At 60.4% G+C, this 24,783-nt stretch carries 27 protein-coding genes and 1 pseudogene; 18 read left to right on the top strand and 10 right to left on the bottom strand.

Annotated features, from left to right (window positions below; translation table 11 throughout):
• The first annotated feature begins 68 nt into the window (after window positions 1–68).
• Complete coding sequence (locus JQ863_RS01580; RefSeq protein WP_204112581.1) at window positions 69–2,324, top strand: NADP-dependent malic enzyme; 2,256 nt, start codon at window positions 69–71, stop codon at window positions 2,322–2,324.
• Window positions 2,325–2,396: 72 nt separating this feature from the next.
• Window positions 2,397–3,266, top strand: a complete 870-nt coding sequence (locus JQ863_RS01575) for a ribokinase (protein WP_204112580.1) — start codon at window positions 2,397–2,399, stop codon at window positions 3,264–3,266.
• Here the strand turns inward: JQ863_RS01575 and JQ863_RS01570 are convergent.
• Together JQ863_RS01570 and JQ863_RS01565 are read right to left on the bottom strand one after the other, a co-directional pair.
• Complete coding sequence (locus JQ863_RS01570) at window positions 3,263–3,979, bottom strand: sulfotransferase-like domain-containing protein (protein WP_204112579.1); 717 nt, start codon at window positions 3,977–3,979, stop codon at window positions 3,263–3,265. The genes JQ863_RS01575 and JQ863_RS01570 overlap by 4 nt on opposite strands.
• Entirely contained in the window at window positions 3,976–4,887 is a 912-nt protein-coding gene (locus JQ863_RS01565; RefSeq protein ID WP_204112578.1) for a D-amino acid aminotransferase, read from the bottom strand. The genes JQ863_RS01570 and JQ863_RS01565 overlap by 4 nt, the downstream gene beginning before the upstream one ends.
• A gap of 150 nt (window positions 4,888–5,037) precedes the next feature.
• On the opposite strand from JQ863_RS01565, the gene msrA reads away from it, so the two are divergent.
• Window positions 5,038–5,697 carry a peptide-methionine (S)-S-oxide reductase MsrA gene (gene msrA, locus JQ863_RS01560; RefSeq protein ID WP_204112577.1) on the top strand — a complete coding sequence of 220 codons (660 nt, stop codon included), beginning with the start codon at window positions 5,038–5,040 and terminating at the stop codon, window positions 5,695–5,697.
• 73 nt (window positions 5,698–5,770) lie between these two features.
• Here the strand turns inward: msrA and JQ863_RS01555 are convergent, their stop codons facing one another.
• From JQ863_RS01555 to JQ863_RS01545, 3 genes are all read right to left on the bottom strand, one after another.
• Complete coding sequence (locus JQ863_RS01555; RefSeq protein WP_204112576.1) at window positions 5,771–6,055, bottom strand: SCP2 sterol-binding domain-containing protein; 285 nt, start codon at window positions 6,053–6,055, stop codon at window positions 5,771–5,773.
• 86 nt (window positions 6,056–6,141) lie between these two features.
• The gene (locus tag JQ863_RS01550) at window positions 6,142–7,368 is read right to left on the bottom strand and encodes an argininosuccinate synthase (RefSeq protein ID WP_204112575.1); all 1,227 of its coding nucleotides are present in this window, start codon (window positions 7,366–7,368) and stop codon (window positions 6,142–6,144) included.
• Window positions 7,369–7,452: 84 nt separating this feature from the next.
• Window positions 7,453–7,824 (bottom strand): Hpt domain-containing protein, encoded by a 372-nt coding sequence (locus tag JQ863_RS01545; RefSeq protein WP_338055465.1) that lies wholly within the window; start codon window positions 7,822–7,824, stop codon window positions 7,453–7,455.
• A 90-nt stretch (window positions 7,825–7,914) separates the two neighbouring features.
• On the opposite strand from JQ863_RS01545, the gene JQ863_RS01540 reads away from it, so the two are divergent.
• Entirely contained in the window at window positions 7,915–9,189 is a 1,275-nt protein-coding gene (locus JQ863_RS01540) for a PP2C family protein-serine/threonine phosphatase (protein WP_204112574.1), read from the top strand.
• Here the strand turns inward: JQ863_RS01540 and JQ863_RS01535 are convergent.
• Window positions 9,186–9,623, bottom strand: coding sequence for an NUDIX hydrolase (locus JQ863_RS01535; protein ID WP_204112573.1), 438 nt, complete (start codon window positions 9,621–9,623; stop codon window positions 9,186–9,188). The genes JQ863_RS01540 and JQ863_RS01535 overlap by 4 nt on opposite strands.
• Before the next feature lie 78 nt (window positions 9,624–9,701).
• Here JQ863_RS01535 and hslO point away from each other — a divergent pair, with 78 nt between their 5' ends.
• The 7 genes from hslO to JQ863_RS01500 all read left to right on the top strand — a co-directional run bounded on the left by hslO (window position 9,702) and on the right by JQ863_RS01500 (window position 16,913).
• The gene (gene hslO / locus JQ863_RS01530; protein WP_204112572.1) at window positions 9,702–10,706 is read left to right on the top strand and encodes an Hsp33 family molecular chaperone HslO; all 1,005 of its coding nucleotides are present in this window, start codon (window positions 9,702–9,704) and stop codon (window positions 10,704–10,706) included.
• Complete coding sequence (locus tag JQ863_RS01525) at window positions 10,699–11,295, top strand: CoA pyrophosphatase (protein WP_338055464.1); 597 nt, start codon at window positions 10,699–10,701, stop codon at window positions 11,293–11,295. The genes hslO and JQ863_RS01525 overlap by 8 nt, the downstream gene beginning before the upstream one ends.
• On the top strand, window positions 11,292–12,449 hold the full coding sequence (locus JQ863_RS01520) for a CCA tRNA nucleotidyltransferase (RefSeq protein WP_204112570.1): 1,158 nt from the start codon (window positions 11,292–11,294) through the stop codon (window positions 12,447–12,449). Before JQ863_RS01525 ends, JQ863_RS01520 begins: the two co-directional genes overlap by 4 nt.
• Entirely contained in the window at window positions 12,446–13,042 is a 597-nt protein-coding gene (locus JQ863_RS01515; RefSeq protein WP_204112569.1) for a LysE family translocator, read from the top strand. Before JQ863_RS01520 ends, JQ863_RS01515 begins: the two co-directional genes overlap by 4 nt.
• Before the next feature lie 170 nt (window positions 13,043–13,212).
• Window positions 13,213–15,054 carry an ABC transporter ATP-binding protein gene (locus tag JQ863_RS01510; RefSeq protein ID WP_204112568.1) on the top strand — a complete coding sequence of 614 codons (1,842 nt, stop codon included), beginning with the start codon at window positions 13,213–13,215 and terminating at the stop codon, window positions 15,052–15,054.
• A gap of 43 nt (window positions 15,055–15,097) precedes the next feature.
• Window positions 15,098–16,309 carry a class I SAM-dependent RNA methyltransferase gene (locus JQ863_RS01505; RefSeq protein WP_204112567.1) on the top strand — a complete coding sequence of 404 codons (1,212 nt, stop codon included), beginning with the start codon at window positions 15,098–15,100 and terminating at the stop codon, window positions 16,307–16,309.
• A 130-nt stretch (window positions 16,310–16,439) separates the two neighbouring features.
• Entirely contained in the window at window positions 16,440–16,913 is a 474-nt protein-coding gene (locus JQ863_RS01500; RefSeq protein ID WP_239113190.1) for a L,D-transpeptidase family protein, read from the top strand.
• 28 nt (window positions 16,914–16,941) lie between these two features.
• On the opposite strand, the gene dalA is transcribed toward JQ863_RS01500, so the two are convergent.
• A complete protein-coding gene (gene dalA / locus JQ863_RS01495; protein ID WP_204112565.1) occupies window positions 16,942–17,451 on the bottom strand; it encodes a divisome-associated lipoprotein DalA in 510 nt (169 codons plus the stop codon).
• Between the two features lie 162 nt (window positions 17,452–17,613).
• On the opposite strand from dalA, the gene JQ863_RS01490 reads away from it, so the two are divergent.
• On the top strand, window positions 17,614–18,219 hold the full coding sequence (locus JQ863_RS01490; RefSeq protein ID WP_204112564.1) for a L,D-transpeptidase: 606 nt from the start codon (window positions 17,614–17,616) through the stop codon (window positions 18,217–18,219).
• 148 nt (window positions 18,220–18,367) lie between these two features.
• A complete protein-coding gene (locus JQ863_RS01485) occupies window positions 18,368–18,553 on the top strand; it encodes a hypothetical protein (RefSeq protein WP_204112563.1) in 186 nt (61 codons plus the stop codon).
• A gap of 111 nt (window positions 18,554–18,664) precedes the next feature.
• Here the strand turns inward: JQ863_RS01485 and hemH are convergent, their stop codons facing one another.
• Together hemH and JQ863_RS01475 are read right to left on the bottom strand one after the other, a co-directional pair.
• The gene (hemH, locus tag JQ863_RS01480) at window positions 18,665–19,708 is read right to left on the bottom strand and encodes a ferrochelatase (RefSeq protein WP_239113189.1); all 1,044 of its coding nucleotides are present in this window, start codon (window positions 19,706–19,708) and stop codon (window positions 18,665–18,667) included.
• Between the two features lie 62 nt (window positions 19,709–19,770).
• A complete protein-coding gene (locus JQ863_RS01475; RefSeq protein WP_204112561.1) occupies window positions 19,771–20,586 on the bottom strand; it encodes a methyltransferase domain-containing protein in 816 nt (271 codons plus the stop codon).
• A 19-nt stretch (window positions 20,587–20,605) separates the two neighbouring features.
• On the opposite strand from JQ863_RS01475, the pseudogene JQ863_RS01470 reads away from it, so the two are divergent.
• From JQ863_RS01470 to JQ863_RS01455, 4 genes and pseudogenes are all read left to right on the top strand, one after another.
• A pseudogene (locus JQ863_RS01470) lies at window positions 20,606–21,338 on the top strand (ComF family protein).
• A gap of 34 nt (window positions 21,339–21,372) precedes the next feature.
• Window positions 21,373–21,630: a glutaredoxin 3 gene (gene grxC, locus JQ863_RS01465; protein WP_204112560.1), complete on the top strand. Its 258-nt coding sequence runs from the start codon at window positions 21,373–21,375 to the stop codon at window positions 21,628–21,630.
• Window positions 21,631–21,633: 3 nt separating this feature from the next.
• Complete coding sequence (locus JQ863_RS01460; RefSeq protein WP_204112559.1) at window positions 21,634–22,470, top strand: nitrilase-related carbon-nitrogen hydrolase; 837 nt, start codon at window positions 21,634–21,636, stop codon at window positions 22,468–22,470.
• 36 nt (window positions 22,471–22,506) lie between these two features.
• Entirely contained in the window at window positions 22,507–22,947 is a 441-nt protein-coding gene (locus JQ863_RS01455) for a MarR family winged helix-turn-helix transcriptional regulator (protein WP_204112558.1), read from the top strand.
• On the opposite strand, the gene ubiG is transcribed toward JQ863_RS01455, so the two are convergent.
• Window positions 22,944–23,690 carry a bifunctional 2-polyprenyl-6-hydroxyphenol methylase/3-demethylubiquinol 3-O-methyltransferase UbiG gene (gene ubiG / locus JQ863_RS01450; RefSeq protein WP_204112557.1) on the bottom strand — a complete coding sequence of 249 codons (747 nt, stop codon included), beginning with the start codon at window positions 23,688–23,690 and terminating at the stop codon, window positions 22,944–22,946. The genes JQ863_RS01455 and ubiG overlap by 4 nt on opposite strands.
• Before the next feature lie 49 nt (window positions 23,691–23,739).
• On the opposite strand from ubiG, the gene pip reads away from it, so the two are divergent.
• Window positions 23,740–24,711, top strand: a complete 972-nt coding sequence (gene pip, locus JQ863_RS01445) for a prolyl aminopeptidase (RefSeq protein WP_204112556.1) — start codon at window positions 23,740–23,742, stop codon at window positions 24,709–24,711.
• Window positions 24,712–24,783: the final 72 nt, after the last annotated feature.

Raw genomic sequence — 24,783 nt, 5'->3', positions numbered from 1 at the left:
CCTGGTGGCGATGTTGGCAGCCCACGTCGGCGTTGTTATGAGGCCCCAACGTCCCAAGGAAACGATCCATGACCAAAACCAAGTTCACCCGCGAAGAGGCACTGGCCTTTCACCTTGAACCGACCCCCGGCAAGTTCGAGATCAAGGCCTCGGTCCCGATGACCACTCAGCGCGATCTGTCGCTGGCCTATTCTCCAGGTGTTGCCGTGCCGTGCGAGGAAATCGCGGCCAATCCCGAACTGGCCTATGACTATACCAACAAGGGCAACCTTGTCGCCGTGATCTCGAACGGGACGGCGGTTCTAGGGCTGGGCAACCTTGGCGCGCTGGGCGGCAAGCCGGTGATGGAAGGCAAGGCAGTACTGTTCAAGCGTTTTGCCGACGTGAACTCGATCGACATCGAGCTGGATACCGAGGACCCCGAGGAATTCATCAAGGCCGTGCGGCTGATGGGTCCGACTTTTGGCGGCATCAACCTTGAAGACATCAAGGCGCCCGAGTGTTTCATCATCGAGCAGACGCTGAAGGAACAGATGGACATTCCGGTGTTTCATGACGACCAGCATGGCACGGCGGTGATCTGTGCGGCGGGGCTGATAAATGCGCTGCATATCTCGGGCAAGAAAATCGAGGATGTGAAGATTGTCCTCAATGGCGCAGGTGCGGCGGGGATTGCCTGTATCGAACTGCTGAAATCGATGGGTGCCAAGCACGAAAACTGCATCACATGTGACACCAAGGGCGTGATCTATCAGGGCCGGATCGAGGGCATGAACCAGTGGAAGTCGGCCCATGCGATAAAAACCGAGCTGCGCACGCTGGAAGAGGCGATGGTTGGTGCCGATGTCTTCCTTGGTGTGTCGGCCAAGGGAGCAGTGACGCCCGAAATGGTCGCGTCGATGAACGATAACCCGGTGATCTTTGCCATGGCGAACCCGGACCCGGAAATCACCCCGGAAGACGCCCATGCCGTGCGCGCCGATGCGATTGTTGCCACGGGTCGCAGCGATTATCCGAACCAGGTGAACAACGTTCTGGGCTTTCCCTATCTGTTCCGTGGTGCGCTAGACATCCACGCCCGCGCCATCAATGACGAGATGAAGATCGCCTGCGCCGAAGCCCTGGCCGAGCTTGCCCGCGAGGACGTGCCGGACGAGGTTGCCGTTGCCTATGGCCGCAAGCTGACCTTTGGTCGGGATTATATCATCCCGACCCCGTTTGACCCGCGCCTGATCCACCGCATTCCGCCTGCTGTCGCCAAGGCTGGCATGGACACCGGTGTGGCGCGCCGTCCGATTATCGACATGGACGGCTATTCTGCCTCGTTGAAATCGCGCATGGACCCGACGGCGTCGATCTTGCGCGGGCTGAATGCGCGTGCCCGGAATGCACAGGCCCGGATGATCTTTGCCGAAGGCGACGACCCCCGCGTTCTGCGCGCTGCTGTTACCTATCAGCGTCAGGGGCTGGGCAAGGCGCTTGTCGTTGGTCGAGAAGACGATGTGCGCGAGAAGCTTGAGGCCGCCGGGCTTGGCGACGCGGTGTCGGAAATCGAAGTGGTGAATGCCCGCAATTCCGAACATATCGAGACCTATTCGGCCTTCCTTTACTCGCGGCTTCAGCGCAAAGGGTTCGACCAGCATGACGCGTTCAAGCTGGCCACGCGGGACCGGCACGTCTTTGCTTCTCTGATGTTGCAGCACGGGCATGGCGATGGGTTGGTCACTGGTGCGACGCGGAAATCGGCGCATGTGCTGGGGTTGATAAACCACGTATTCGACGCCGATGCAGAACATGGCGCGGTGGGGGTGACCGCGCTGTTGCACAACGGCCGGATCGTGTTGATTGCCGATACTCTGGTGCATGAATGGCCGGACGAGACGGACCTGGCCAATATCGCCGAGCGTGCCGCAGGCGTCGCCCGCCACATGGGGCTTGAGCCGCGAGTCGCTTTTGTCAGCTTCTCCACCTTCGGCTACCCGGTGTCCGAGCGCGCCCAGAAAATGCACGTCGCCCCGACCATCCTGGATCAGCGCGGCGTCGATTTCGAATACGAGGGCGAAATGACCGTGGATGTGGCCCTGAACCCGAAGGCGCAGGAGAACTATCCGTTCCAGCGTTTGACCGGCCCGGCGAATATCCTTGTGGTTCCGGCGCGGCATTCGGCCTCGATCTCGACCAAGCTGATGCAGGAAATGGCGGGCGCGACGGTGATTGGCCCGATCTTGTCGGGTGTCGATCATTCGATCCAGATCTGTTCCACCGGCTCGACCGCCAATGACATCGTAAACATGGCGATCCTCGCGGCCTGCAAGGTCGGCTAAAAGCAGACGGGTTGAAGTTTTGAACGGGCCGGGCATTGTTGTCCGGCCCGTTCCATTTGCAAGAAGCCTGCCATGACCATTTTCAATCTTGGGTCCATCAACGCTGACATCGTGTATCGCCTGCCGCATTTGCCCGGTCCGGGTGAGACTTTGGCCGCCACGGAGCTGACGCGGGGTCTGGGTGGCAAGGGCGCCAACATGTCTGTTGCTGCGGCGCGGGCTGCGGCACGGGTCGCGCATATTGGTGCTGTCGGAGAGGACGGGCGCTGGGCGGTTCAACGTCTGACCGAATACGGCGTCGACACCCGGCATATCACGGCAGTTGGTGATGCAACCGGCCATGCGATCATCGCTGTGGATGATGCGGGCGAGAATTCGATCATTCTCTATCCCGGCGCAAATCATGCAATTTCCGAGGCTGCCGTCTGCCTTGCTCTGGCCGAGGCCGCGCCGGGGGATACGCTGGTTTTGCAGAACGAAACCAACCTGCAAGGGTTTACCGCCCGCACCGCACGGGAACAGGGGCTGCGGGTCGCCTATGCCGCCGCGCCATTTGATGCGGACGCGGTGATGGCGGTTCTGCCGTTCCTTGATTTCCTTATCCTGAACGCGGTCGAGGCACGTCAGTTGCAAGAGGCCACCGGAAAATCTCCCAATGCGCTGGGCGTGGCGAATGTGGTCATTACCCTTGGCGCGCAGGGCTGCCGCTGGCTTGCCGCGGGCGCGGATCCGGTTGAGATTCCCGCCTTGCCGGTCGAAGTGGTGGATTCCACCGGCGCCGGTGACACGTTCACCGGCTATACTCTGGCTGCGCTGGATCGTGGCATGCCGATGGAACAAGCGTTGCGGTTGGCGACCAAAGCCGCCGCGATCATGGTCACGCGGCTGGGAACCGCAGACGTGATTCCTGACCTGAAAGAGGTGCAGAGCGCCGAGATCTAGACCAATTTCCGCGCCTTCAGCCGTTCGTAATGAGGCAGTGCAGCCTCAAGCACAGTTCGCAAAGGGTCAGGCACGGTCGGCAAGTCACCTTCCGGCCCGGCAAACCCGGTCGACTCCCAAACGGCGCCATACCAATGCGGAGCCCAGACACCGTCATCCGAGTGCCCGCCTTTTGGCCAGTTCAGCATGCTTTCGGTGAAGTCGATTCCAAGGGCGAGACAGAGTTTCCCAAGCATCAATCGCGGATTCATGCGGATGTCGAAACTGTCGATCACAACAGGATCACCACCCCAGCATTCGACCAGATCGAACAACTCGGCCTGCTGGCGGAAACCGATATCGTCCAGCGTCGGGTTTTCTCGTTTTGCGGCATAGGATGCGATCACCCGGGCGGGGTGGCGGATCAGGAACACGTTTCTGACCCCGCGCATCCAGTCGCGCGGCACACCGTCGATCATGTGTTGGGTCATGTGTTTCTGATAGAAGTGCCGCTTTTGTGCGGGATTAGAGCCTATCAATGACGCTACGACCTGTGCCGGATCGGTGGGTTGCGCGGCCAGGATGTCGTCCTGCATGGGATGGACGATGCCGGTCATAGACAGGTAAGCGGCATAAAACGGTTCATCTACCACGGCGCAGTCGCCCCGGTTGCCAAAGGCATACATCATTGCGGTCGACAAGTTTCGTGGACCGCTCCACATGGCTATCTTCATTTTTGCGCGTCCCGCGCGACGAGGTCCTTATAGAGTGAGCGGATGCGCTTGGTCACCGGTCCCATCTCTCCGCTACCAATCTGGCGTCCGTCGATCGCGCCCACCGGGGTCTGGGCGCCGAAAGTGCCGGTCAGGAACGCCTCGTCGGCGCCATAGGTGTCAACAAGCGAATAGTTGCGCTCGAACACCGGGATCCCATCGGCCCGGCAGACGTCGATGACTTTTTGCCGGGTGATGCCGTTCATGCAGTAGTCCCCGGTTGAAGTCCAAACCTCACCCTTGCGGACGATGAAGAAGTTGCAGGCGTTGGTGGTGTTCACGAAGCCGTGGATGTCCAGCATCAGGGCCTCGTCCGCGCCCGCCTTTTCCGCCGCGATGCAGGCCAGGATGCAGTTCAGCTTGGAATGACTGTTCAGCTTGGGGTCTTGGGTCATCGGCAGGCCCCGGATGTGCGGCACGGTGGCCAGATGGATCGGGCGCGGGATCTTGGGTTTTGAATGTTCCATGATGATAACCATGGTCGGCCCCTGCTGCGACAGGGACGGATGCTGAAACGGCCGGGTTTTAGGGCCGCGCGTGACCATCAGCCGGGCATGGGCATCGGTTGTCATGTCATTGGCGGCGCGGGTGGCCTCCAGCGCGTCGATCACGCCCTGACGATCAAGCCCGATCTCAAGGTCGATGGCTTTCGCGGCTTCAAACAGCCGGTCCATGTGGTCATCAAGGAACGCCCAGTGGCCGTCATAAAGCCGCAGCCCCTCCCACACGCCGTCGCCCAGCATGAAGCCGCTGTCATAAACACTGACAGTGGCTTCGGATTTGGGTTTGAGCGCGCCGTTTACATAAATCTGGATCTGTTCGTTTCGGATGTCGTCCTCGGACGTGTGGGTACTGACGTGGTCGTTCATTGGATGCCTTCCTTCTTGGCGCGACGCTAGCCGGGCGGCTGGTGCTGTCCAAGGGGTAAATTCATCTCACCAGCGCGTGACTTTTCCTTTCAGGGGATTGAGCGGGTCGCGCGTGCGGCGCAAAGCTGAGGCAGTTTCAGGAGGTGACCCATGCCCATCCGCAATTCAATCCGTGTCGTTTTGCTGGCGATTGTCCTGTTTCTCGGCACCATTGCGCAGCACAAGGCCCATGCCGCGGGGACCGAGACCCTGATCGTTGCAGGGGGGTGTTTCTGGTGTGTCGAAGCGGATTTTGAAAAAGTGCCGGGCGTGATCGGCGCGGTGTCGGGCTATACCGGCGGCAAGACGAAAAATCCGACCTACAAAGAGGTGTCGCGCGGCGGCACTGGCCATTACGAAGCGGTGAAGATCACGTTCAACCCGTCCCGCGTCAGCCGCGAGGAACTGTTGTCCATGTTCTTCCGGTCAGTCGATCCCACGGATGCAGGAGGCCAATTCTGTGATCGTGGCGAAAGCTACCGCACCGCGATATTCGTCTCTGACAAAGCGGAAAAGACGCTGGCCGAGGCAGCCAAAGCCGAAGCCCAGGCCACATTGGGGCGCAAGATCGTGACCCCGATCCTGTCGACGCAGCGGTTCTACAAGGCCGAGGATTACCACCAGGATTACTACAAGGGGAAGAAACTGGTGATCACGCGGGCTGGACCGAAGTCACAGGCCTCGGCCTACAAGTTCTATCGCAAGTCCTGTGGCCGCGATGCGCGGGTGAAACAGCTTTGGGGCAGTGCGGCACCTTTTGCGGGCGGGTAGGGGGCGCTGCCCCCTCGCCCGGAAACATGCGTTTCCAGGCTTCACCCCCGAGGTATTTGCCGCAAGAGGAAAGTCAGCCCAGGAGTTTGCCAAGGTTCATGGCAACACCCATGTCGCCCGAAACCTTGAGCTTGCCCATCATCACGCCAGTCATCGGGTTCAGTTTGCCCGTCAGCAGTTTGACCAGGTTGTCCTGGCTGATGCGGATGGTGCAATCGGTGTCACGGTTTTCTGTCGTGGCAGTCTGGTCCGCGAGGACGATGACGCCGTCATCGCCGCAATCGAACTTGAGACTTCCGTTGAAGGTTTTTCCGGTAAGACCGGACTGGATATTTGCCGCAAGATCGGAAAGGGACATGGAACCTGCCTGATATGAAAACGCCTGCCCTTGAGTAGGGCAGGCACGGTTCATTCGGCAAGGCTGACGTCGCTAGAGGCGCGGCGTTACTTTGCGACGCGTTTGTTGCGGGCTGCGATCAGTTTCAGGCGCAGGGCCTGAAGCTGGATGAAGCCGGCGGCGTCTTTCTGATCATAGGCGCCGGCGTCTTCCTCAAAGGTGACGTGGGCCTCGGAATAAAGCGAGTGATCGGACCAGCGACCGACAGTCGACGCCAGGCCTTTGTAGAGCCGCACACGCACGGTGCCGGTGACATGCTCCTGGCTTTTGTCGATTGCGGCCTGCAACATTTCACGCTCGGGCGAATACCAGAAACCGTTATAGATCAGCTCGGCATATTGCGGCATCAGCTGGTCCTTCAGGTGCATCGCACCGCGGTCCATGGTGATCGATTCGATGCCGCGATGCGCCTCGAGCAAGATGGTGCCGCCCGGGGTTTCATAAATCCCCCGCGATTTCATACCGACGAAGCGGCCCTCGACCAGGTCAAGGCGGCCGATGCCATGCTTGCGGCCATACTCGTTGAGCGCGGTCAGGATCGTTGCCGGCGACATGGTTTCGCCGTTGATGCTGATTGGGTCGCCTTTTTCGAAACCAATCTCGATGTATTCGGCTTCGTTTGGTGCGTCCTCGGGGTGGACGGTGCGTTGATAGACGTAGTCGGGCGCCTGAACTGCCGGGTCTTCCAGAACCTTGCCTTCGGACGAAGTGTGCAGAAGGTTGGCATCGACCGAGAACGGTGCCTCGCCGCGTTTGTCCTTGGCAATCGGGATCTGGTTCTGTTCGGCGAAGTCGATCAGCTTGGTCCGGCTGGTCAGGTCCCATTCACGCCAAGGCGCAATGACCTTGATATCCGGGTTCAGCGCATAGGCTGCCAGTTCGAAACGGACCTGGTCATTGCCCTTGCCAGTGGCGCCATGTGCAACCGCATCGGCACCTGTTTCGGCAGCAATTTCGATAAGGCGTTTCGAGATCAGCGGCCGCGCGATCGAGGTGCCAAGAAGGTAGAGCCCTTCGTATTGGGCATTGGCGCGGAACATCGGGAAGACGAAATCGCGCACGAATTCTTCGCGGATGTCTTCGATATAGATGTTTTCGGGTTTGATCCCCAGAAGCTCGGCCTTTTTGCGCGCCGGCTCAAGCTCTTCCCCCTGGCCGAGATCGGCGGTGAAGGTCACGACCTCGCAGCCATATTCGGTTTGCAGCCATTTCAGGATGATCGAGGTGTCGAGGCCACCGGAATAGGCCAAAACAACTTTCTTTGGTGCCGACATGTCTGAGGTCCTTGCAATCGTCTTTGTCGAGACCGCGCGATACCGGGTTTTTGGCAAAGGAGCAAGGTGGCGCAGGTGGTTCCGTCAGCCAAGTCTGTCAACAAATGCTTGTCTGGACAGGGAATAGGCCGATGTGATGGCGGCAATGTCAACCTTGGCACCACCAGCGGCCGCGCTTTCCCCCAGTTGGCACAGAGTCCCGAGGTCGCAAAATCCAAGGTTCAGTGCGCTGCCTTTCAGGAAGTGCAGGTCGGCAGCAAGATCAGTTGATCGCGGCAGGCGGGCGATGGCGTCGTCCACCTCCTCAAGAAAAATCTCGGCAACTTCAGCGAAGTCGTCTTCGCCAATTTCATCCTTCAAATCGTTTACGCGAGACCAATCGATCATGCCGTTCTCCTTTGTTGGCAGTGAAGCGGACCAGGGTTTCGAAATCGCAAAGGGAACATGTTTAATCATTAGAGTTTTCGGGTTCAGCGATTGTTAGGAAAATGCCGTCAGGTGTTTTGATCGGGTGATGGGCAACTCAGGTAACGTGGGGGTAGCGGGATGCGTTCCGTTCCAGCTATTGATACTGAACCGGCGCAGGGCGTCGCAGAAAGACGGGCGCCGACGCGCACTGTTCTGGTGGTGGATGACAGTCGCCTTCAGCGCCGCCTATTGCGCGCTGGGCTTGAGAGGTCCGGCTTCATCGTGTCCGAGGCCGAGACGGGACTGGAAGCACTGCAGCTCTGCAAGATAGACCGGCCCGACATCATTTTGTCCGACTGGATGATGCCCGGTATGGATGGGCTGGAGTTTTGTCGCGCCTTCCGGCAACTGCCTTCGGACCGCTATAGCTATTTCATTCTTCTGACGTCGAAAAGTGACAAGGACGAGGTTGCCCAAGGCCTTGAAAGCGGCGCGGATGACTTTCTGACCAAGCCCGTGAACGGGCATGAATTGCGGGCGCGCATTCAGGCCGGAGAGCGCATTCTGGCGATGCAGGCGGAATTGTTCGAGAAGAACAGGGTGATCGCCGATACGCTGAGCGAGTTGCAGGTGATCCACGACAGGCTCGACAAGGATTTGCTCGAAGCGCAGAAGCTTCAGATGTCGCTTCTACCCCGCCGCGTGGTGCGGTTTCGCGGGTCGACTGTAGCGTCTTTCCTGAAATCCTCGGGGCATGTCGGGGGCGACCTTGTGGGTCAGTACAGAATTGACGACCGTCGCCTTGGGCTGTTTTCGATTGATGTTTCGGGTCATGGTATCAGCTCGGCGCTGATGACGGCGCGGTTGGCGGGATACCTGTCAGCAACTTCACCGGAACAGAACGTGGCGATGCAGCATACGGCCGACGGATACTACCTGCATCTGCCGCCGAATGAGGTGATTGCGCGCCTGAACCGTATCGCGCTTGAGGATATGGCGACCGAACATTATTTCACGATGCTGCTGGCCGAGGTGGATTTCGAAACCGGCGCAGTGACGATGAGTCAGGCGGGCCATCCGCACCCCGTGGTCCTGCGGGCGGATGGCGGGGTCGAACAGACAGGCCCAGGGGGTCTGCCCGTGGGTCTGATCGAGGGGGCGGACTATCCGCTGTTCCAAATGACCCTGGCGCCCGGCGATCGCTTGTTCCTTTTGTCGGACGGGATCACCGAATGTCCTGGCGCGGCAGGTGGTATGCTGGGAGAGGACGGGCTGGCGGACATGATTTCTCAGATCGGGCGGGACCCGTTGGGGTCCTTGGCCAAAACGCTATTGGCACGGCTTTCGGCCTATACGGGCACGGACGCGTTTCCCGACGATGTTTCGGGAATGGTCCTGGCGTTTGACCATTAGCCCAGAGCCAGCCGCGCAAAATGCTGATCGCCGGTATTGGCCAGAAGTGGGATTGCGTCCTCGGCGTCCATCCAGAAGGCAGTATGCCCCGGTTCGGTCGGCGGACCCAGCCGTGTGACCGGGCGCGCCAGGTAGATCGTGCATAGTTTTTCGGCCCAAAGGTCATATTCCGGCATATAGGCAAACCGACGGAACGCGCCCAGCCGTACTGGGGTCGAAATGGTCCAGCCGGTTTCCTCGTAAACCTCGCGGTGCAGTGCGCGCTGGGGTGATTCGCCGGGGTCGATACCGCCGCCTGGCAGCTGAAACTCGTAGTCCGGTTCGTCCTGGAAGGTGACCAGCATGTCCCGACCCCGCAGAAGAACAGCATAGGCGCCGGGGCGCGGACGGTAGTTGATACCGGCTGTTGGGGGGGCGCCAAATCTGGGGATCATGGGGTCGGTCCCTTCCTGTTCGTCTTGTCGCCCTTATATAGTCGCGATAAGGCAAGGGAAGACCCCGAAGGAAACCCGATGAGTATTGGTACCAAAATCGCCTGGGACGACACGGTATTGCCGTTCCAACTGGATGCTTCTGATGTGCGCGGTCGCGTTGCGCGGCTGGATTCCGTGCTGAGCGGCATCCTGAAGCAGCACGACTATCCCCCGCAGGTCGAGGCGCTGATCGCCGAGATGGCGCTTTTGACCGCTTTGATCGGTCAGACGGTCAAGCTGCGCTGGAAGCTGTCGCTGCAGGTGCAGTCGAAGGGCGCCGTGCGCATGATCGCAACCGACTATTACGGCCCGACCGAAGAGGGTGAGCCCGCCCGCATCCGCGCCTATGCCAGTTTCGACCGCGACCGCCTGACCGACGCGCCGCCGTTTGAGCAGGTGGGCGAAGGGTATTTCGCGATCATGATCGACCAGGGCACGGATATGCAGCCCTATCAGGGGATCACCCCGATTGCGGGCGGGTCGTTGAAAGCCTGCGCCGAGGCCTATTTCGCCCAGTCCGAACAGTTGCCGACCCGGTTCGAACTGCGTTTCGGCAAGTCAATCGAACCCGGTGTCGGCGAACACTGGCGCGCCGGTGGAGTGATGCTGCAGCACATGCCCAAGGCGTCACCTTTTGCCAAGGGTGAAGGCGGCAGCGGCGAGGATGGGTTGTTGGTGGCCAGCGACCTTCTGGATGGCGACGACGGCGAAAACTGGAACCGCGCAAACATCCTGCTGGATTCGGTTGAGGATCTAGAGATGATCGGCCCTTCGGTGGACCCGGCAACCCTGTTGTTGCGCCTGTTCCACGAGGAAACCCCGCGCGTCTATGACACTCAGCCGGTCCGCTTCGGCTGCACCTGTTCCGAAGATCGCGTGCGCGAAAGCCTGTCGATCTATTCGGCCAGGGATATCGAGACGATGACCACTGATGATGGCATCGTCACAGCCGATTGTCAGTTCTGCGGCGCACATTATGCATTGGACCCCAAGACGCTGGGGTTTGATGCTGATGGGGAAGCCGAAGGAGAGGCGCGTGACTGATCCGCTGGTGCCCCTCATCGCGGCATTGCAGCGGGATGGCGGGGCGTCGTCGGATTTTGACCTGAACCCGGATGTGAAACTGCCCGAGGGCCGGAAATTGCGACCGGCCGGGGTGTTGGTGCCGATCCAGATCGTCGATGATGTGCCGCATGTCATTCTGACCAAGCGGGCCTCGCATCTCAAACACCATCCGGGTCAGATCGCCTTTCCCGGCGGCAAGCAGGATGACGGGGATGCCGATGTCATCGCCGCCGCCCTTCGTGAGGCGCGTGAGGAAATTGGCCTGCCGACCGGCAATGTCGACGTTCTGGGCACGTTGCCAACCCATGAAACCGTGACCAGTTTTACCGTGACACCTGTTTTGGGCAGGGTCAGGCAGGCATTCGACATCGTTCCCGAGCCCGGTGAAGTCGAGGAAGTGTTCCACGTGCCGCTGTCTCATGTAACAAACCCGGCGCGGTTCTCGATTCAGTCTCGGCGGTGGATGGGGCAGCGACGGCATTATTTCACGGTGCCGTTTGGCCCCTATTACATCTGGGGTGCGACGGCGCGCATCTTGCGCGGACTGGCTGAAAGGCTGCCGCGATGACAAAAATAACCGGCGACTGGATCACCCGACCTGCGACGCAGGCCGTGTGTGTCATGCTGGAAGGCGCCGGGTATCAGGCGCTGTTTGTCGGTGGCTGTGTGCGCAACGCCCTGTTGGGCACCGAGGTCAACGACATCGACATCGCCACTGACGCGCATCCCGATCAGGTGGTCGCGCTGGCGGAGAAGGCGGGATTGCATGCGATCCCAACGGGTATCGACCATGGCACCGTTACGGTGGTGTCGGATCACGTCCCGCACGAGATCACGACCTTCAGAAAGGACGTGGAAACCGACGGGCGCCGTGCGGTGGTAGCGTTTTCGCCACGGGTTGAGGATGACGCCCATCGCCGCGACTTTACCATGAACGCGCTTTACGCGTGTTCGGACGGCACCGTTCTCGATCCATTGGGTGGGCTGGCCGACCTTGACGCGCGGCGGGTGCGCTTCATCGACGACGCGACAGAACGCCTGCAAGAGGACTATTTGCGGGCGCTGCGTTTCTTCCGGTTTCACGCCTGGTACGGCGATGAAAAGGCTGGAATGGATGCAGATGCACTGGCGGCAATTGCCGCGAATCTGGACGGGTTAGAGACACTTTCGCGTGAACGTGTCGGGGCCGAGACGTTGAAACTGCTGGCCGCACCCGATCCCGCGCCAGCCGTGGGCGCGATGCGAGCGACCGGGGCGCTTGCGCGGCTTTTGCCCGGCGCAGATGACCGCGCGCTGGCCCCTCTTGTTCACCTTGAGGGGCAGGTTGGCGTCGCGCCGGATGCGCTGCGGCGATTGGCGGCGCTAGGCGGGGATGACCTGCCGAAACGTCTGAGGTTGTCGAGACAGGACGGCAAACGACTGACCCTGCTCAGAGAGCAGATCGGAACACCCGCTGGCGCGGCGGAACTGGGCTATCGTTTCGGCAAGGACACTGGATGCGATGTGTTGTTGTTGCGGTCGGCGGTGCTGGAGATGACCTTGCCTGACATGATGCAGGCCGATCTTACCAAGGGCGCGGCGGCGCGGTTCCCCATCTCTGCCACCGACCTGATGCCGGATGTTCAGGGTCCCGCGCTGGGCGCGGCGCTGACCAAGCTGGAAAACCTCTGGATCGCTTCGGGGTTCACCTTGGACAAACACACGCTTCTGGCCTTGAAATGACAACGTTTTGGGCCGGATTAGACCCGCTTTTCGGGTTCGTCTTTCTTGGCCTGTTCTCCCCGGGTCCAAATGTCATTTTGCTGACCACGTCTGGCGCGCGTTTTGGTTTTCGCGCGACGTTGCCGCATTTGTTTGGCGTCGTGCTGGGGGTAGGGATCATCGCCGCGCTGACCGCGCTGGGCATTGGTGCATTGCTTCTGGCGATGCCGGTTCTTGAAGCAGGGCTGAGGATTGCCGCGGCGGTCTGGATGCTTTGGATGGCCTGGAAACTGTGGGTTACGGCCCCGCCCAGCACCGACACCAAGGCGCGGCCTTTCACCTTTTTTCAGGCGGTGTTGTTCCAATGGGTGAACCCGAAAATCTGGGCGGTCGCGTTGGCGGCGTCATCCGCGTATCCGTCGGGCCTTCCTGTTGCAGCCGAAGCGCTGCGAATGGGTCTGGCGTTTTCCGGCTTCAACCTGTTTGTCTGCCTGTTCTGGTCCGGCACCGGGGCTGGGCTGCGATACTTGTTGGCTCACCCGCAGGTATGGCGCATCTTTGCCCGCGTCATGGCGGCGGTGCTGGCGGCATTTGCAGTTTCGCTGGTCATCTGACCTGCAGATTTGACAACCGACGACCTTCGCGCCAATGTCACCGTTACCTGACAAGGAGGGTGCAGCATGTATCGCGGGATTTGGTTCACCTGAACCGATAAACCAGCGCGCCAGTTTGAGCGGCGCGGCCGATCCCATTTGCATGTCCTGTTACCTGAAGGCACCCCCTGATGTTCAAGTATTTCGAAAACCTCGTTGATCCCTATGTCGATTACGTCGAAGAAGACGCCCCGCCGCAAAAACTGTGGCCTTTCCTGGCCCGTTACATGGTCCCGTTCCGCAAGGTGTTTGTGGTCGCGGCGATCATGTCCGTCGTGGTCGCGGTGATCGAGATCTGGCTCATTTACTACATGGGCCGGCTGGTGGACCTGCTTTCCGGCGATCCGGCGCAGGTCTGGCAGACCTACAAGTGGGAACTGATTGGCGTCGTGGGTTTCATGCTGTTGATCCGTCCGGCGATCCAGGCGTTTGACGTACTGCTGCTGAACAACACGATCCTGCCGAACTTCGGAACACTGATCCGCTGGCGGGCGCATAAGCACGTGTTGCGACAGTCGGTTGGCTGGTTCGAAAACGATTTTGCCGGGCGGATTGCCAACCGTATCATGCAGACGCCCCCAGCGGCGGGTGAGGCGATTTTTCAGGTCTTTGACGCGATCACCTTCTCGATTGCCTATTTCGCGGCAGCAATCGTGTTGTTGTCCGACAGCGATCCACGGCTGGTGATCCCGATGCTGATCTGGCTGGCGCTATACGCGGTGCTGGTGGTCTGGACCACGAAACGGGTCGGCCCTGCGTCGCAAAAAGCGTCGGATGCGCGCTCGGCAGTGACCGGGCGGGTGGTGGATGCCTATACCAATATCCATTCCGTGAAGCTGTTCGCGCATAACAGACGAGAGCTGGATTATGCCAAGGATGCCATCGAACACAGCCGCGAGACGTTCCGCGCCGAGATGCGGATCTACACGATCATGGATGTCGCGCTGGTCACGTTGAACGGCTTTCTTGTGGTGGCCGTGGTTGGCTGGGCGATCTGGCTTTGGATGGGCGGCGATGCCACCGTAGGCGTGGTGGCCGCCGCCGCCGCGCTGACCCTGCGCTTGAACGCGATGACGGGCTGGATCATGTGGGCACTGACCACGTTTTTCCGACAACTGGGCGTCGTGGCCGAAGGGATGGAGACGATTGCCCAGCCAATCGACCTTGTCGACGCACCGGATGCGAAACCATTGCAGATGGCTGAGGGTCGGATCGAATTGCGTGACCTGTCGCATCATTACGGGCGCGGGGCCGGGGGGCTGGACAAGGTGTCGCTGACCATCGCGCCGGGTGAGAAGGTCGGGCTGATCGGTCGCTCGGGTGCCGGGAAATCGACCTTGGTCAAGCTGCTTTTGCGCTTCTATGACGCCGAAGCTGGACGGATCCTGATTGACGGGCAGGACATTACGGGCGTGACGCAAGACAGCCTGCGGGACGTGATCGGTATGGTGCAGCAGGATTCATCGCTGCTGCATCGCTCGGTCCGTGACAATATCCTGTATGGCAGGCCCGACGCGAGTGAGGCGCAGATGATAGCGGCGGCGAAAAGGGCCGAGGCGCATGATTTCATCCTTGATCTACAAGACCCCGAGGGGCGAACGGGCTATGACGCGCAGGTGGGTGAGCGCGGGGTCAAGCTGTCGGGCGGCCAACGCCAGCGCATCGCGCTGGCGCGGGTGATGCTGAAAGACGCGCCGATCCTGATTTTGGACGAGGCGACAAGCGCACTTGATTCCGAGGTCGAGGCGGCGATTCAGGAAACGCTTTATGGCATGATGGAAGGAAAGACCGTCATCGCCATTGCCCACCGTCTGTCGACCATTGCGCGGATGGACCGCATCCTTGTGCTGGATGACGGGCATATCGTCGAGCAGGGCAGTCATGACGACCTTTTGGGCAAGAACGGGCTATATGCCAGCTTCTGGGCGCGACAGTCGGGCGGGTTTCTGCAAACCGAGGATGCGGCCGAATAGAGCCGGGCTTTCCTTGTGTGTGAGGTCGCGCTAGGGGAGGGGCATGACAGAATACGTGATCGAACGATTGGGACATCAGGGCGACGGCATTGCCGCCGGGCCGGTATTTGCGCCGATGACGCTGCCGGGTGAGGTGGTGACCGGGACGCTTGATGGCACCCGATTGACGGAAGTGCGAATCGTGACGCCCTCGGATGCGCGGGTGCGCCCGCCTTGCCGCCATTTCAAATCCTGCGGCGGGTGCCAGTTGATGCATGGCTCGGACGACTTCCTTGCAGGTTGGAAGCGCGACGTGGTGGTGCAGGCATTGGCGGCACAGGGGATCGCGGCCGATGTGCGCGCGACGATCACCTCGGGTATCGCAACTCGACGGCGGGCGACATTCTCGGTTCGGCGCACAAAGAAGGGTGCGCTGGCGGGGTTTCACGGGCGTGCCTCGGACGTGATTGTCGAGATCCCCGATTGCCAGCTGATCGATCCGGGTCTCAAGCCCGCGCTGGAAGTTGCCAAGGCGCTGGCGGTGCTGGGCGGCAGCCGCAAGGGGGAGATGTCGGTCACGGCGACCGTTTCGTTGGCGGGTTTGGACCTGTCGGTCGTTGGCGGCAAGCCGACAGACGGGCCGCTGTTGGCGACGCTGGCGCAAGCCTGTGAGCAGCACGGACTGGCGCGGCTGTCGTGGAACGGCGAAGTGGTGGCAATGCGCCATCCGCCGACTCAGGCTTTTGGCGCGGCGCGGGTCGTGCCGCCGCCGGGCGCCTTTCTTCAGGCGACGCCCGAGGGCGAGGCGGTGCTGCTGACGGCTGTGCAGGATGTGGTTGGAACGGCCAGGCGCGGGATCGACCTGTTTGCAGGTTGTGGCACCTTCACCCTACCGTTGGCAGAAAGCGCCGAGATGCACGCTGTTGAGGGCGAGGCCGCGATGGTGGCCGCACTGGATTCGGGCTGGCGGCGCGCACAGGGTCTGAAGAAGGTCACGACCGAGGCGCGTGATCTGTTCCGTAACCCTGTCATGGCCGAGGATCTGAAATACGATTTCGCGGTGATCGACCCGCCCCGTGCAGGCGCCGAAGCGCAAGTGGCAGAGCTTGGCGCATCCAAGGTGCCGGTGATTGCCTTTGTTTCCTGCAATCCGGTCACCTTTGCCCGGGATGCAAAAACCCTTTTGGAGTCGGGGTATCGCCTTGAGTGGGTGCAGGTTGTCGATCAGTTCCGATGGTCAAGCCATATCGAGATCGCTGCCCGCTTCAGCCGCTGATTGGCGCCTTTGTCGACAGTATTGCAATTGCGGCCTACCGAAGACGGTCGGTTTGGTGTAAAACATAGCCATATAAAACAAGGCAACGAGCAGTAGGGGCAGATTGAAAATGCGCTGGGTAGCAGTGGTGATGGCGTCCATTCTTGTGGTCGGACTGGGCGGGTGTTCATCCAAGTTCAAGACCTATAACGGCCCAGAGGTCACGCGTGTTCTGGTCTACAAGGAAAACCGCAGCATGTATCTGATGCACCACGACAAGGTGCTGAAGAAATACGATATCGGGTTGGGGTTCCAGCCCAGCGGCCACAAGCAACACGAGGGTGACGGGCGCACGCCGGAAGGGGCCTATCTCATCGATCGCCGCAACCCGAACAGCGAGTTCCACCTGAGTCTTGGAATTTCCTATCCTAATGAGACCGACCGCGCGCGGGCATCGGCCATCGGCAAATCTCCGGGTGGTGATATCTTCATCCACGGTGGGCCGAACCGGTATATTCGGGGCACCAAGGATTGGACCGCGGGCTGTGTTGCCGTATCGGATTCTGAGATCGAGGACATCTATGCGATGGTCAAGACCGGTACGCCGGTGATGATCTATCCCTGAGCCAGGGGTTTCCTGACGTCCGGCCGGATCAGTTCGGGATCATCGGCGCCTGTTCGCTTGTGCCCATGACCAGCGTCCACCAGATCTTGCCGTTGCTTTCCTGGAACCAGGCAAATCCCATGTCGCGGGCATCCTTGTCCAGGATCACCGCGCGGGTGTCATCCTGTTCCATCCACGCGCCGAGGGTTTCAAGCTCGGTCTCATAGGTTTCCGAGATGGTTTCACCGACTAACCGGCCCGCGTAACCTGTACGCGCCACGCGTTCGATCGGGGACGAGCCGTCCGAACCGAAATGCCAGGGCCGGTTCTGAACGGACATGTCGCGGGCATGAGTCGCGGCTGCGGCGTTCAACTGCGCATTCAGCTGCACCGGTTGCACCCCTGCGGCGCTGCGCAGCGCGTTTACCGAATCAAGCGTGCGGTACTGGACCTTGGACGTCCCTCCTGCCGAGACCTTGTATTGAGATGTGCCGACGCCGGCGTCGCAACCGGCAAGGGTCAGGGCAGACAACAGGACAAGGGCAATCAATCGGGTCATGGGACGTATTCCGTTTTCGTGTTGACGCCTTCTCTAGCCTGTTGTGCGTTGCAAAGGAAACCCACAATGGAACCAGAGCAGGCCGGGCCCGGTGTTTGATTTGCGACTGCGGCAATCCCGCAATATGATCGCGTGGTCTATTTGAGTTTCGTGGAGGGGTTCATGGCTGATTTCAAGTCCAGCAAAGTGGGGCGCCGGGCATTCTTGACCGGGAGTGCTGCGTTGTTGGCTGCGCCAGCGTTGGCACAGACTTCCGTGGATGGCGATGAAACAGTCGAGGTCGAGCGCGATGTCTCGGAAGTGGTCAAGCGCAATATCTCAAGTTTCCGCACGCTGGATTGGCGTCCCTATTTCAGCAATACCCGCAATGGGGCCATCCTTGTCGACATTTCGAGCCGGGCCTTGCATTACTGGTCGGATGACCAAAGCGTCTACAAGTTGTTCCCGACCAGCGTTCCACTGACCGACGACATGACCCGAAAAGGGCGCACCAGTGTCGTTCGCAAGGTCGAAGGCCCGGATTGGCGTCCGACACCGGCGATGCGCAAGCGCAATCCCGAGTGGCCGGACTATGTGCCACCCGGACCGGATAACCCGCTGGGCACGCATGCGTTGTATCTGAGCTGGACTTACTACCGTATTCATGGCACGCATGACACACGCAAGATCGGGCGGCGGTCGTCGAATGGCTGTATCGGCCTTTACAATGAGCATATTTCACAGCTTTTCGAGCTGGCGAAGGTTGGGACTCAAGTGTTGCTAATTTGACGACAAGTGGCCTGAGTCATTGAAATTGCCGTTAAGATCAGTTTGCAAAACCCCTAATTTGTTGTTTAGAGACAAATTACGAGGTAAGTCTTGGGAGCTTGTCGTCGTCCTCAATTTTGCGACGATGAGCTAAAACTGGAGGTTAATTATGAAGAAACTCGTTCTCGCAGCAGCCCTGGCCGCAGCCGCATCGACCGCGACCGCAGGTTCGATGGCTGACCCGATTGTTGAGCCGATCGTTGTTGAAGAACAAGCAGGTTCGTCGGCACAAGGCATCTGGGTTCCCCTGCTGCTGCTGGCCGTTGTTGCTGCTGCTGTTGCTGCTGCCGACTAAGTCGCAGTATCAATTGAATATTAAAAAGGCGGGGTTTTGGCCCCGCCTTTTTTCTTTTGGCTATCAACTCTGCACCAACTCAAAGCGTGAACCGCGCCGAGAGCGCACAGATCAGTCCAGCCAACCCCTGAGATTGTCCGAGATGATATCGGACAAGGCCGCGATATGGTCGGGTGCGTCGTTGAGGCAGGGGATATAGGTAAATGTCTCGCCCCCGGCCTCCTCAAAGCTTTCTTTGATCTCTTCGTTAATCTCTTCAAGCGTCTCGATGCAATCGGCGGAAAAGGCTGGGGCGATCACGGCGATGTTCTTCCTGCCATCTTCGCGCGCCAGCCGCGCAACTTCTTCGACCGTGTAGGGCTGCAGCCATTCCTCGGGTCCGAACTGGCTCTGGAAGGTGGTGATCAACTGGGTATCCTCCCAACCCAGCCGTTCTTTCAACAGCCGCGTCGATTTCTGACATTGGCAGTGATAGGGGTCGCCTTCCATCAGGTAGCGGATCGGCATCCCGTGGTAGGAAACCACCAGAAGCTCGGGTTTCTGATTCATCGCGCCATAAGCGGTTTCGACCGATTTCGCCAAAGCGTCGATATAGCCGGGATGCTCGAAATAGGCCGGGACAGTGCGCACGGCGGGCTGCCATTTCTCGTCCATCAGGGCGCGGAAAAACTCGTCATTCGCGGTGGCCGTCGTTGCGCCGGCATATTGCGGGTAAAGCGGGAAGAACAGGATACGTTCACAGCCCGCAGCCACCATCTCGCGGACCTTGGAGCGGGTCGAGGGGTTGCCGTAGCGCATGCAGAAATCGACCATGACCTGATCGCCGAACCGATCCTTCATCGTCGCGGCGATGGCGGCGGTCTGATCCTTGGTAATGGTCATCAGCGGACTTTCGCCCTTGTCCTCGTTCCAGATCGATTTGTAGGCCGCCCCAGAGGAAAACGGCCTTTTGGTCAGGATGATCGCCTGCAGGATTGGCTGCCATTTCCACTTGGGATAGTCGATCACCCGCTTGTCCGACAGAAACTCGTTCAGATAACGGCGCATCGGCCAATAGCTATAGTCGTCGGGTGTCCCGAGGTTGGCAATCAGGACGCCGGTCTTGCCGCGTGGTGTGGCGGGGTGGTCCTTGGGGGCGTGTTCGGGTCTGCTCATGTCTCGGGTCATCTTGTCCTGTGATCTAGCCTGATCGCGATCTAACGCGCCGGGGCGTCCGGTCAATCCTTAAGCTTTGTTTCGTCGGTGCCCAATGCGTCCGCCAGCCGCGCCGAGGCCGATCCGGGGCGCAGGGGTTGCGGCTGCGACGCATCGGGCGCCCAGCCGGTGAGAAAGATCATCTCGAACGTTGCCGGGATACGCCCGTCCTCCATGAAGGTCTGGGTATAGATTTCTGCCGCACGCATCAGGACCTTGCGCCCGGTGAAACGGCGCAGGCGATGGGCAAGGGCGTTGGCCTCGCCCATGGCGCGCAATTCGCGCATCAGATGCCAGGGCGTTTCATAGGTCACTTTCAGGGGCACAAGGTCGGCCACCGGCAGTGCCAACCCTGCCCGCTGCAGCAATCCGCCAAGATCGCGGATTTCGCCCATCGGGGCGATGCGGGGGGACAATCCCCCGGTGACTTCGGATTCGGCCTGGCCCAGCGCGGCGCGCAGCTCGGTCAGGGTCTGGCCACCAAACATCGCCCCAAGGAAGAATCCATCGGGTTTCAGTGCGTTTCGGCATTGCACAAGCTGGCCCACCGGGTCGTTGGCCCAATGCAGGCACAACCCATGAATGACAAGGTCATAGGTGTCGGGCTGCAGGCTCAGAACATCATCATCCGCGACGATATCAGCATGCGGCACGCAGCGCCGCCATTCGTCGGGCTGTGAGGTGACGATCGCGACCTTCGTAAACGCCCTGTTAACCATGGTCAGGCGATCCTGAACCTCTTCCACCGCCGCGCGGTGCAGGAACAGGCCATCTGGCCTGGCGCGGTTTCGGTTGCGCATCAGGGCGGCGCGGTCAGTCATTTGGGGTGGTCTTGTCATGAGGGCGGACAATAGGGCGATGTTGCGCGGGTTTCAAACCGCCTTGCGCATGATCTATCCCGCCCGGTGCGTTTCCTGCGGGGACCGTGTCGACAGCGATTTCGGCCTGTGCGGTCCTTGCTGGCGCGAAACGCCGTTCATCGGCGGATTGGTGTGCGATCTGTGTGGCACACCGCTGCCGGGAACGACGAACGAAGGGGCCTCTGTGCATTGCGATGACTGCATGACCATTCCCCGCCCGTGGGCGCAAGGGCGCAGCGCGCTGATCTATCGCGGCAATGGTCGCAAGCTGGTGCTGGGATTGAAACACGGCGATCGCACCGATATCTGCCACCCGGCCGCGGTCTGGATGGCGCGGGTCGCGAAACCGATGCTGACCGGGACCGAGGTTCTGGTGCCCGTTCCCATGCACAAATGGCGCTATCTCAAGCGTCGCTACAATCAGGCTGCGCTTCTTGCGCAGGAAGTTGGCGCGCGGCTTGGGGCTTGATGTCATCCCGGATGCGGTATTGCGGACGGGCGACAAGGGATCGACCGACGGGCTGAGTTTCGATGAGCGGTTTCAAAGGCTGGACGGCGCGATGAGTGTGAACCCACGCCAGGCCGGGCAGCTGATGGGGCGAAACGTGATCGTGGTGGATGATGTCATGACCTCGGGGGCGACTTTGGCTGCGGTCGCTGAAGTCTGTCATGCGGCGGGCGCGACACGGATATGCGTTCTGACACTGGCGCGCGTCGACAAGGACGCCTAGATTTGTCCCAAAGGACGAATTTGGACCAAGAGACATGAAACCCGTCGAAATCTATACCAGCCCGCTTTGCGGATTTTGTCATGCTGCCAAGCGGCTTCTGACCCAGAAAGGCGTCGCCTTCACCGAAATTGACGTTCGGAGCGATCCCGACCGCAAGCCCGAGATGATCGCCCGCGCCAATGGTGGGCGCACTGTTCCGCAGATTTTCATAGGCGAAACCCATGTCGGCGGCTGCGATGACCTTTATGCGCTTGAGCGGGCCGGCAAGCTTGACCCGTTGCTGGCGGCCTGATCGGTGAAGGCGGCGCTTCTACAGATCACCTCGTCCGACGATCCGGGCGAAAACCTTGGCGCAGTGCGCGCCATGTTGCGGCAGGCGGCGGAACAGGGGGCGGGGTTCTGCCTGACGCCTGAGGTGACGAATTGCGTATCGGGCAGCCGGACGCATCAAAACGCTGTTTTGCAGCTGGAGCAGGACGACTCCACTCTTGCCGGGCTACGGGACGAAGCCGCCAAGCTGGGTATCTGGCTGTTGATCGGGTCACTTGGGCTCAAGACACATGATGCAGACGGCCGCTTTGCCAACCGGTCTTTCCTGATAGACCCGACAGGCGGGATCGTGGCACGATACGACAAGATCCACATGTTCGACGTCGACGTGACCCCGGACGAGACCTATCGCGAATCCGATGGCTATCGGCCCGGCGACCAAGCGGTGGTTGCCGACACCCCGTTTGGCAAGATCGGGATGACGATCTGTTACGATGTGCGTTTTCCCTATCTGCACCGTGCGCTGGCCAAGGCCGGGGCGCAAATCCTGACGGTCCCGGCTGCATTCAGCCATGTGACCGGCGCGGCGCATTGGCATACGCTGTTGACGGCGCGCGCTATTGAAACCGGTTGCTATGTACTGGCCCCGGCCCAGACCGGCACCCATGCTGCCAGCCGTGGCAGAACGCGCAAAACATTTGGGCATTCGCTGGCAATTGCGCCCTGGGGAGAGGTTTTGGCCGATGCGGGCGAGGCGCCAGGGCTTAGTTTTGTCGATCTGGACCTTGCCAAAGTGGACGAGGCGCGGAAAAAGGTGCCATCCCTGCGCCATGACCGCCCGTTTGACGGACCCTCCGTTTGACAGCCCAAGGCCACCCTGAACCTGGAAAGGCCGGATATGAGCGACAATAACGCACTTGCGATCTCGTTGTTTGGAGAGATCCTGATGGCGGACCAGCTGGCCCGCGCCCGGCTTACCCGCGCGTTGCCCAAGGGCATGGAATTGTCGCATTTCTCGGTTCTCAACCAATTGGCGCATTCCGGGGTGGAACGCAGCCCGGCGCAACTGGCAAAGGCATTCCACGTCACGCGGGGCGCGATGACCAACACCCTGTCGAAACTCGAAGCGGCGGGATACGTGCATATCCGCCCCGATTGGGACGATGCGCGGCGCAAGATGGTGTCGATCAGCCCGGCGGGAAACCGCGCCCGCGACGCGGCGCTTGCCTCGATCGCGCCGATGATCGGCGAAATCGTGTCGGAACTGGGCGAAAGGCGTGTGCGTTCAGTGCTGCCAATTCTGCGAGAGCTGCGCGGCAGGCTTGAGGGCGACGGTTAGGCCGGCTTCAGGCTGGCGGTGACATAGTTCACGCTGAGGTCGCGATCCGACAGGGACCAGGTCCAGAAGATCGGGTTGAACACGAACCCCTTACGATCAACAGGCGTCAGGCCCGCTTGTTCGATCAGCGCAAACAACTCGTCCGGTGTGATGAACTTGTCCCATTCATGCGTGCCTTTGGGCAGCCAGCGCATGACGTATTCCGCCCCGACAATGGCCATGGCAAAGCTTTTCGGATTGCGGTTAATGGTTGAACAGATGTGAAGCCCGCCCGGTTTCAAAAGTTGCTGGCAGGCGGTGAGATAGGCCAGCGGGTCGGCGACATGTTCGACCACTTCCATGTTCAAAACCACGTCGAACTGTTCGCCTCCCTCGGCCAGCGCCTCGGCCGTGGTGTTGCGATAGTCGATAGTCAGCCCGGATTGTTCGGCATGGACCTGCGCAACGGGAATATTGCGTTCGGCGGCATCGGCGCCGACGACGGTGGCGCCCAGCCGTGCCATCGGTTCCGAGAGCAATCCGCCACCGCAGCCGATGTCCAGCAGCCGCAGTCCTTTGAACGGCTCCGGCGCGGAAAGGTCGCGATCGAACTCGCCCGCGATCTGGGACGTGATATAGTCCAGACGGCAGGGGTTGAGCATGTGCAGCGGTTTGAATTTGCCGTTGGGATCCCACCACTCGGCGGCCATGGCCTCGAACTTGGCAACTTCGTTCGGGTCGACGGTGGTCTGAGAGGCTTGCATTCTCGTCTCCATATGCTCATTTGGGCGCCCACACCTATATAGGTCATCCATGGACAAAAACTCGGGCCAAAAAAGCGCAGTTCAGTATCTCTATCCGCCGACGACCCCGTTCGATCAGCGGATGCTGGAGGTCGGCGACGGCCATACTGTCTATGTAGAGCAATGCGGAAATCCGCAAGGGGTGCCCGTGGTCGTGCTGCATGGCGGTCCGGGGGGCGGGTGCAGCCCGGCGATGCGGCGCTATTTCGACCCGGCGGTTTACCGGATCGTGCTGTTTGACCAGCGCGGCTGTGGCAAATCCACGCCGCATGCGTCGGTCGAGGCGAACACCACCTGGCATCTGGTTGCGGATATCGAACGAATCCGCGCGACGCTGGGCATCGAGCAATGGATCGTGTTCGGCGGAAGCTGGGGGGCGACCCTGTCGCTGGTCTATGCCCAGACCCATCCCGACCGGGTGGCCTGTCTTGTGTTGCGCGGGGTGTTCCTGATGACCCGGCGCGAATTGCAGTGGTTTTATGGTGGCGGGGCCGGTCAGTTCTGGCCCGAGGCCTGGGCGCGGTTCACCAGCCTCATCCCGGAAGACGAGCATAACGACCTGATCGCCGCCTATCACAAACGCCTGTTCAGCGGCGAGCGAACGACCGAAATCCAATATGCCCGCGCCTGGGCAACGTGGGAAAACGCACTTGCCTCGGTGTCGTCCGATGGTGCGGGCGGAGAGGTGCCGCCGGTTTATGCGCATGCGTTTTCGCGGCTTGAAAATCACTATTTCCACAATGCCGGTTTCCTTGAAGAGGACGGGCAAATCCTGAAGAACATCGCCCGGATCGAGCATATCCCCGGCTATGTCGTTCAGGGGCGCTATGACATGATCTGCCCGCCGCGGTCTGCCTATGAGCTGACGCGACGTTGGCCCGCAAGCCGCCTGCGCCTGATCCGCAACGCCGGGCATGCCCTGTCTGAGCCGGGAATCAGTGCCGAGCTGGTGCGGATCATGGACGAAATCGCCCGACTCTGACGGGCCATTTCTTGTTTGGCCATTTAAAAGTAAGACATTATTGCCTTTTTATTGCTTTACACGCGGGTATCA

The organism is Shimia biformata (assembly GCF_016888515.1).
GTDB classification, from domain to species: domain Bacteria; phylum Pseudomonadota; class Alphaproteobacteria; order Rhodobacterales; family Rhodobacteraceae; genus Shimia_A; species Shimia_A biformata.
The sequence above is the reverse complement of the archived record's forward strand: the minus strand, read 5'-3'. Positions and strand labels throughout refer to the sequence as shown.

Excerpts from the sequence above, each read along its gene's own strand:
- grxC (WP_204112560.1), top strand. The coding sequence starts at position 21,373 with ATGAAACCCGTCGAAATCTATACCAGCCCGCTTTGCGGATTTTGTCAT.
- JQ863_RS01490 (WP_204112564.1), top strand. The coding sequence starts at position 17,614 with ATGGCTGATTTCAAGTCCAGCAAAGTGGGGCGCCGGGCATTCTTGACC.
- ubiG (WP_204112557.1), bottom strand. The coding sequence starts at position 23,690 with ATGCAAGCCTCTCAGACCACCGTCGACCCGAACGAAGTTGCCAAGTTC.
- hemH (WP_239113189.1), bottom strand. The coding sequence starts at position 19,708 with ATGAGCAGACCCGAACACGCCCCCAAGGACCACCCCGCCACACCACGC.
- JQ863_RS01565 (WP_204112578.1), bottom strand. The coding sequence starts at position 4,887 with ATGAACGACCACGTCAGTACCCACACGTCCGAGGACGACATCCGAAAC.
- JQ863_RS01485 (WP_204112563.1), top strand. The coding sequence starts at position 18,368 with ATGAAGAAACTCGTTCTCGCAGCAGCCCTGGCCGCAGCCGCATCGACC.
- dalA (WP_204112565.1), bottom strand. The coding sequence starts at position 17,451 with ATGACCCGATTGATTGCCCTTGTCCTGTTGTCTGCCCTGACCCTTGCC.
- JQ863_RS01520 (WP_204112570.1), top strand. The coding sequence starts at position 11,292 with ATGACAAAAATAACCGGCGACTGGATCACCCGACCTGCGACGCAGGCC.
- JQ863_RS01580 (WP_204112581.1), top strand. The coding sequence starts at position 69 with ATGACCAAAACCAAGTTCACCCGCGAAGAGGCACTGGCCTTTCACCTT.
- msrA (WP_204112577.1), top strand. The coding sequence starts at position 5,038 with ATGCCCATCCGCAATTCAATCCGTGTCGTTTTGCTGGCGATTGTCCTG.
- JQ863_RS01475 (WP_204112561.1), bottom strand. The coding sequence starts at position 20,586 with ATGACAAGACCACCCCAAATGACTGACCGCGCCGCCCTGATGCGCAAC.
- JQ863_RS01505 (WP_204112567.1), top strand. The coding sequence starts at position 15,098 with ATGACAGAATACGTGATCGAACGATTGGGACATCAGGGCGACGGCATT.
- JQ863_RS01535 (WP_204112573.1), bottom strand. The coding sequence starts at position 9,623 with ATGATCCCCAGATTTGGCGCCCCCCCAACAGCCGGTATCAACTACCGT.
- hslO (WP_204112572.1), top strand. The coding sequence starts at position 9,702 with ATGAGTATTGGTACCAAAATCGCCTGGGACGACACGGTATTGCCGTTC.
- JQ863_RS01540 (WP_204112574.1), top strand. The coding sequence starts at position 7,915 with ATGCGTTCCGTTCCAGCTATTGATACTGAACCGGCGCAGGGCGTCGCA.
- JQ863_RS01510 (WP_204112568.1), top strand. The coding sequence starts at position 13,213 with ATGTTCAAGTATTTCGAAAACCTCGTTGATCCCTATGTCGATTACGTC.
- JQ863_RS01455 (WP_204112558.1), top strand. The coding sequence starts at position 22,507 with ATGAGCGACAATAACGCACTTGCGATCTCGTTGTTTGGAGAGATCCTG.
- JQ863_RS01515 (WP_204112569.1), top strand. The coding sequence starts at position 12,446 with ATGACAACGTTTTGGGCCGGATTAGACCCGCTTTTCGGGTTCGTCTTT.
- JQ863_RS01550 (WP_204112575.1), bottom strand. The coding sequence starts at position 7,368 with ATGTCGGCACCAAAGAAAGTTGTTTTGGCCTATTCCGGTGGCCTCGAC.
- JQ863_RS01545 (WP_338055465.1), bottom strand. The coding sequence starts at position 7,824 with ATGATTAAACATGTTCCCTTTGCGATTTCGAAACCCTGGTCCGCTTCA.
- JQ863_RS01500 (WP_239113190.1), top strand. The coding sequence starts at position 16,440 with ATGGCGTCCATTCTTGTGGTCGGACTGGGCGGGTGTTCATCCAAGTTC.
- JQ863_RS01555 (WP_204112576.1), bottom strand. The coding sequence starts at position 6,055 with ATGTCCCTTTCCGATCTTGCGGCAAATATCCAGTCCGGTCTTACCGGA.
- JQ863_RS01570 (WP_204112579.1), bottom strand. The coding sequence starts at position 3,979 with ATGAAGATAGCCATGTGGAGCGGTCCACGAAACTTGTCGACCGCAATG.
- JQ863_RS01575 (WP_204112580.1), top strand. The coding sequence starts at position 2,397 with ATGACCATTTTCAATCTTGGGTCCATCAACGCTGACATCGTGTATCGC.
- pip (WP_204112556.1), top strand. The coding sequence starts at position 23,740 with ATGGACAAAAACTCGGGCCAAAAAAGCGCAGTTCAGTATCTCTATCCG.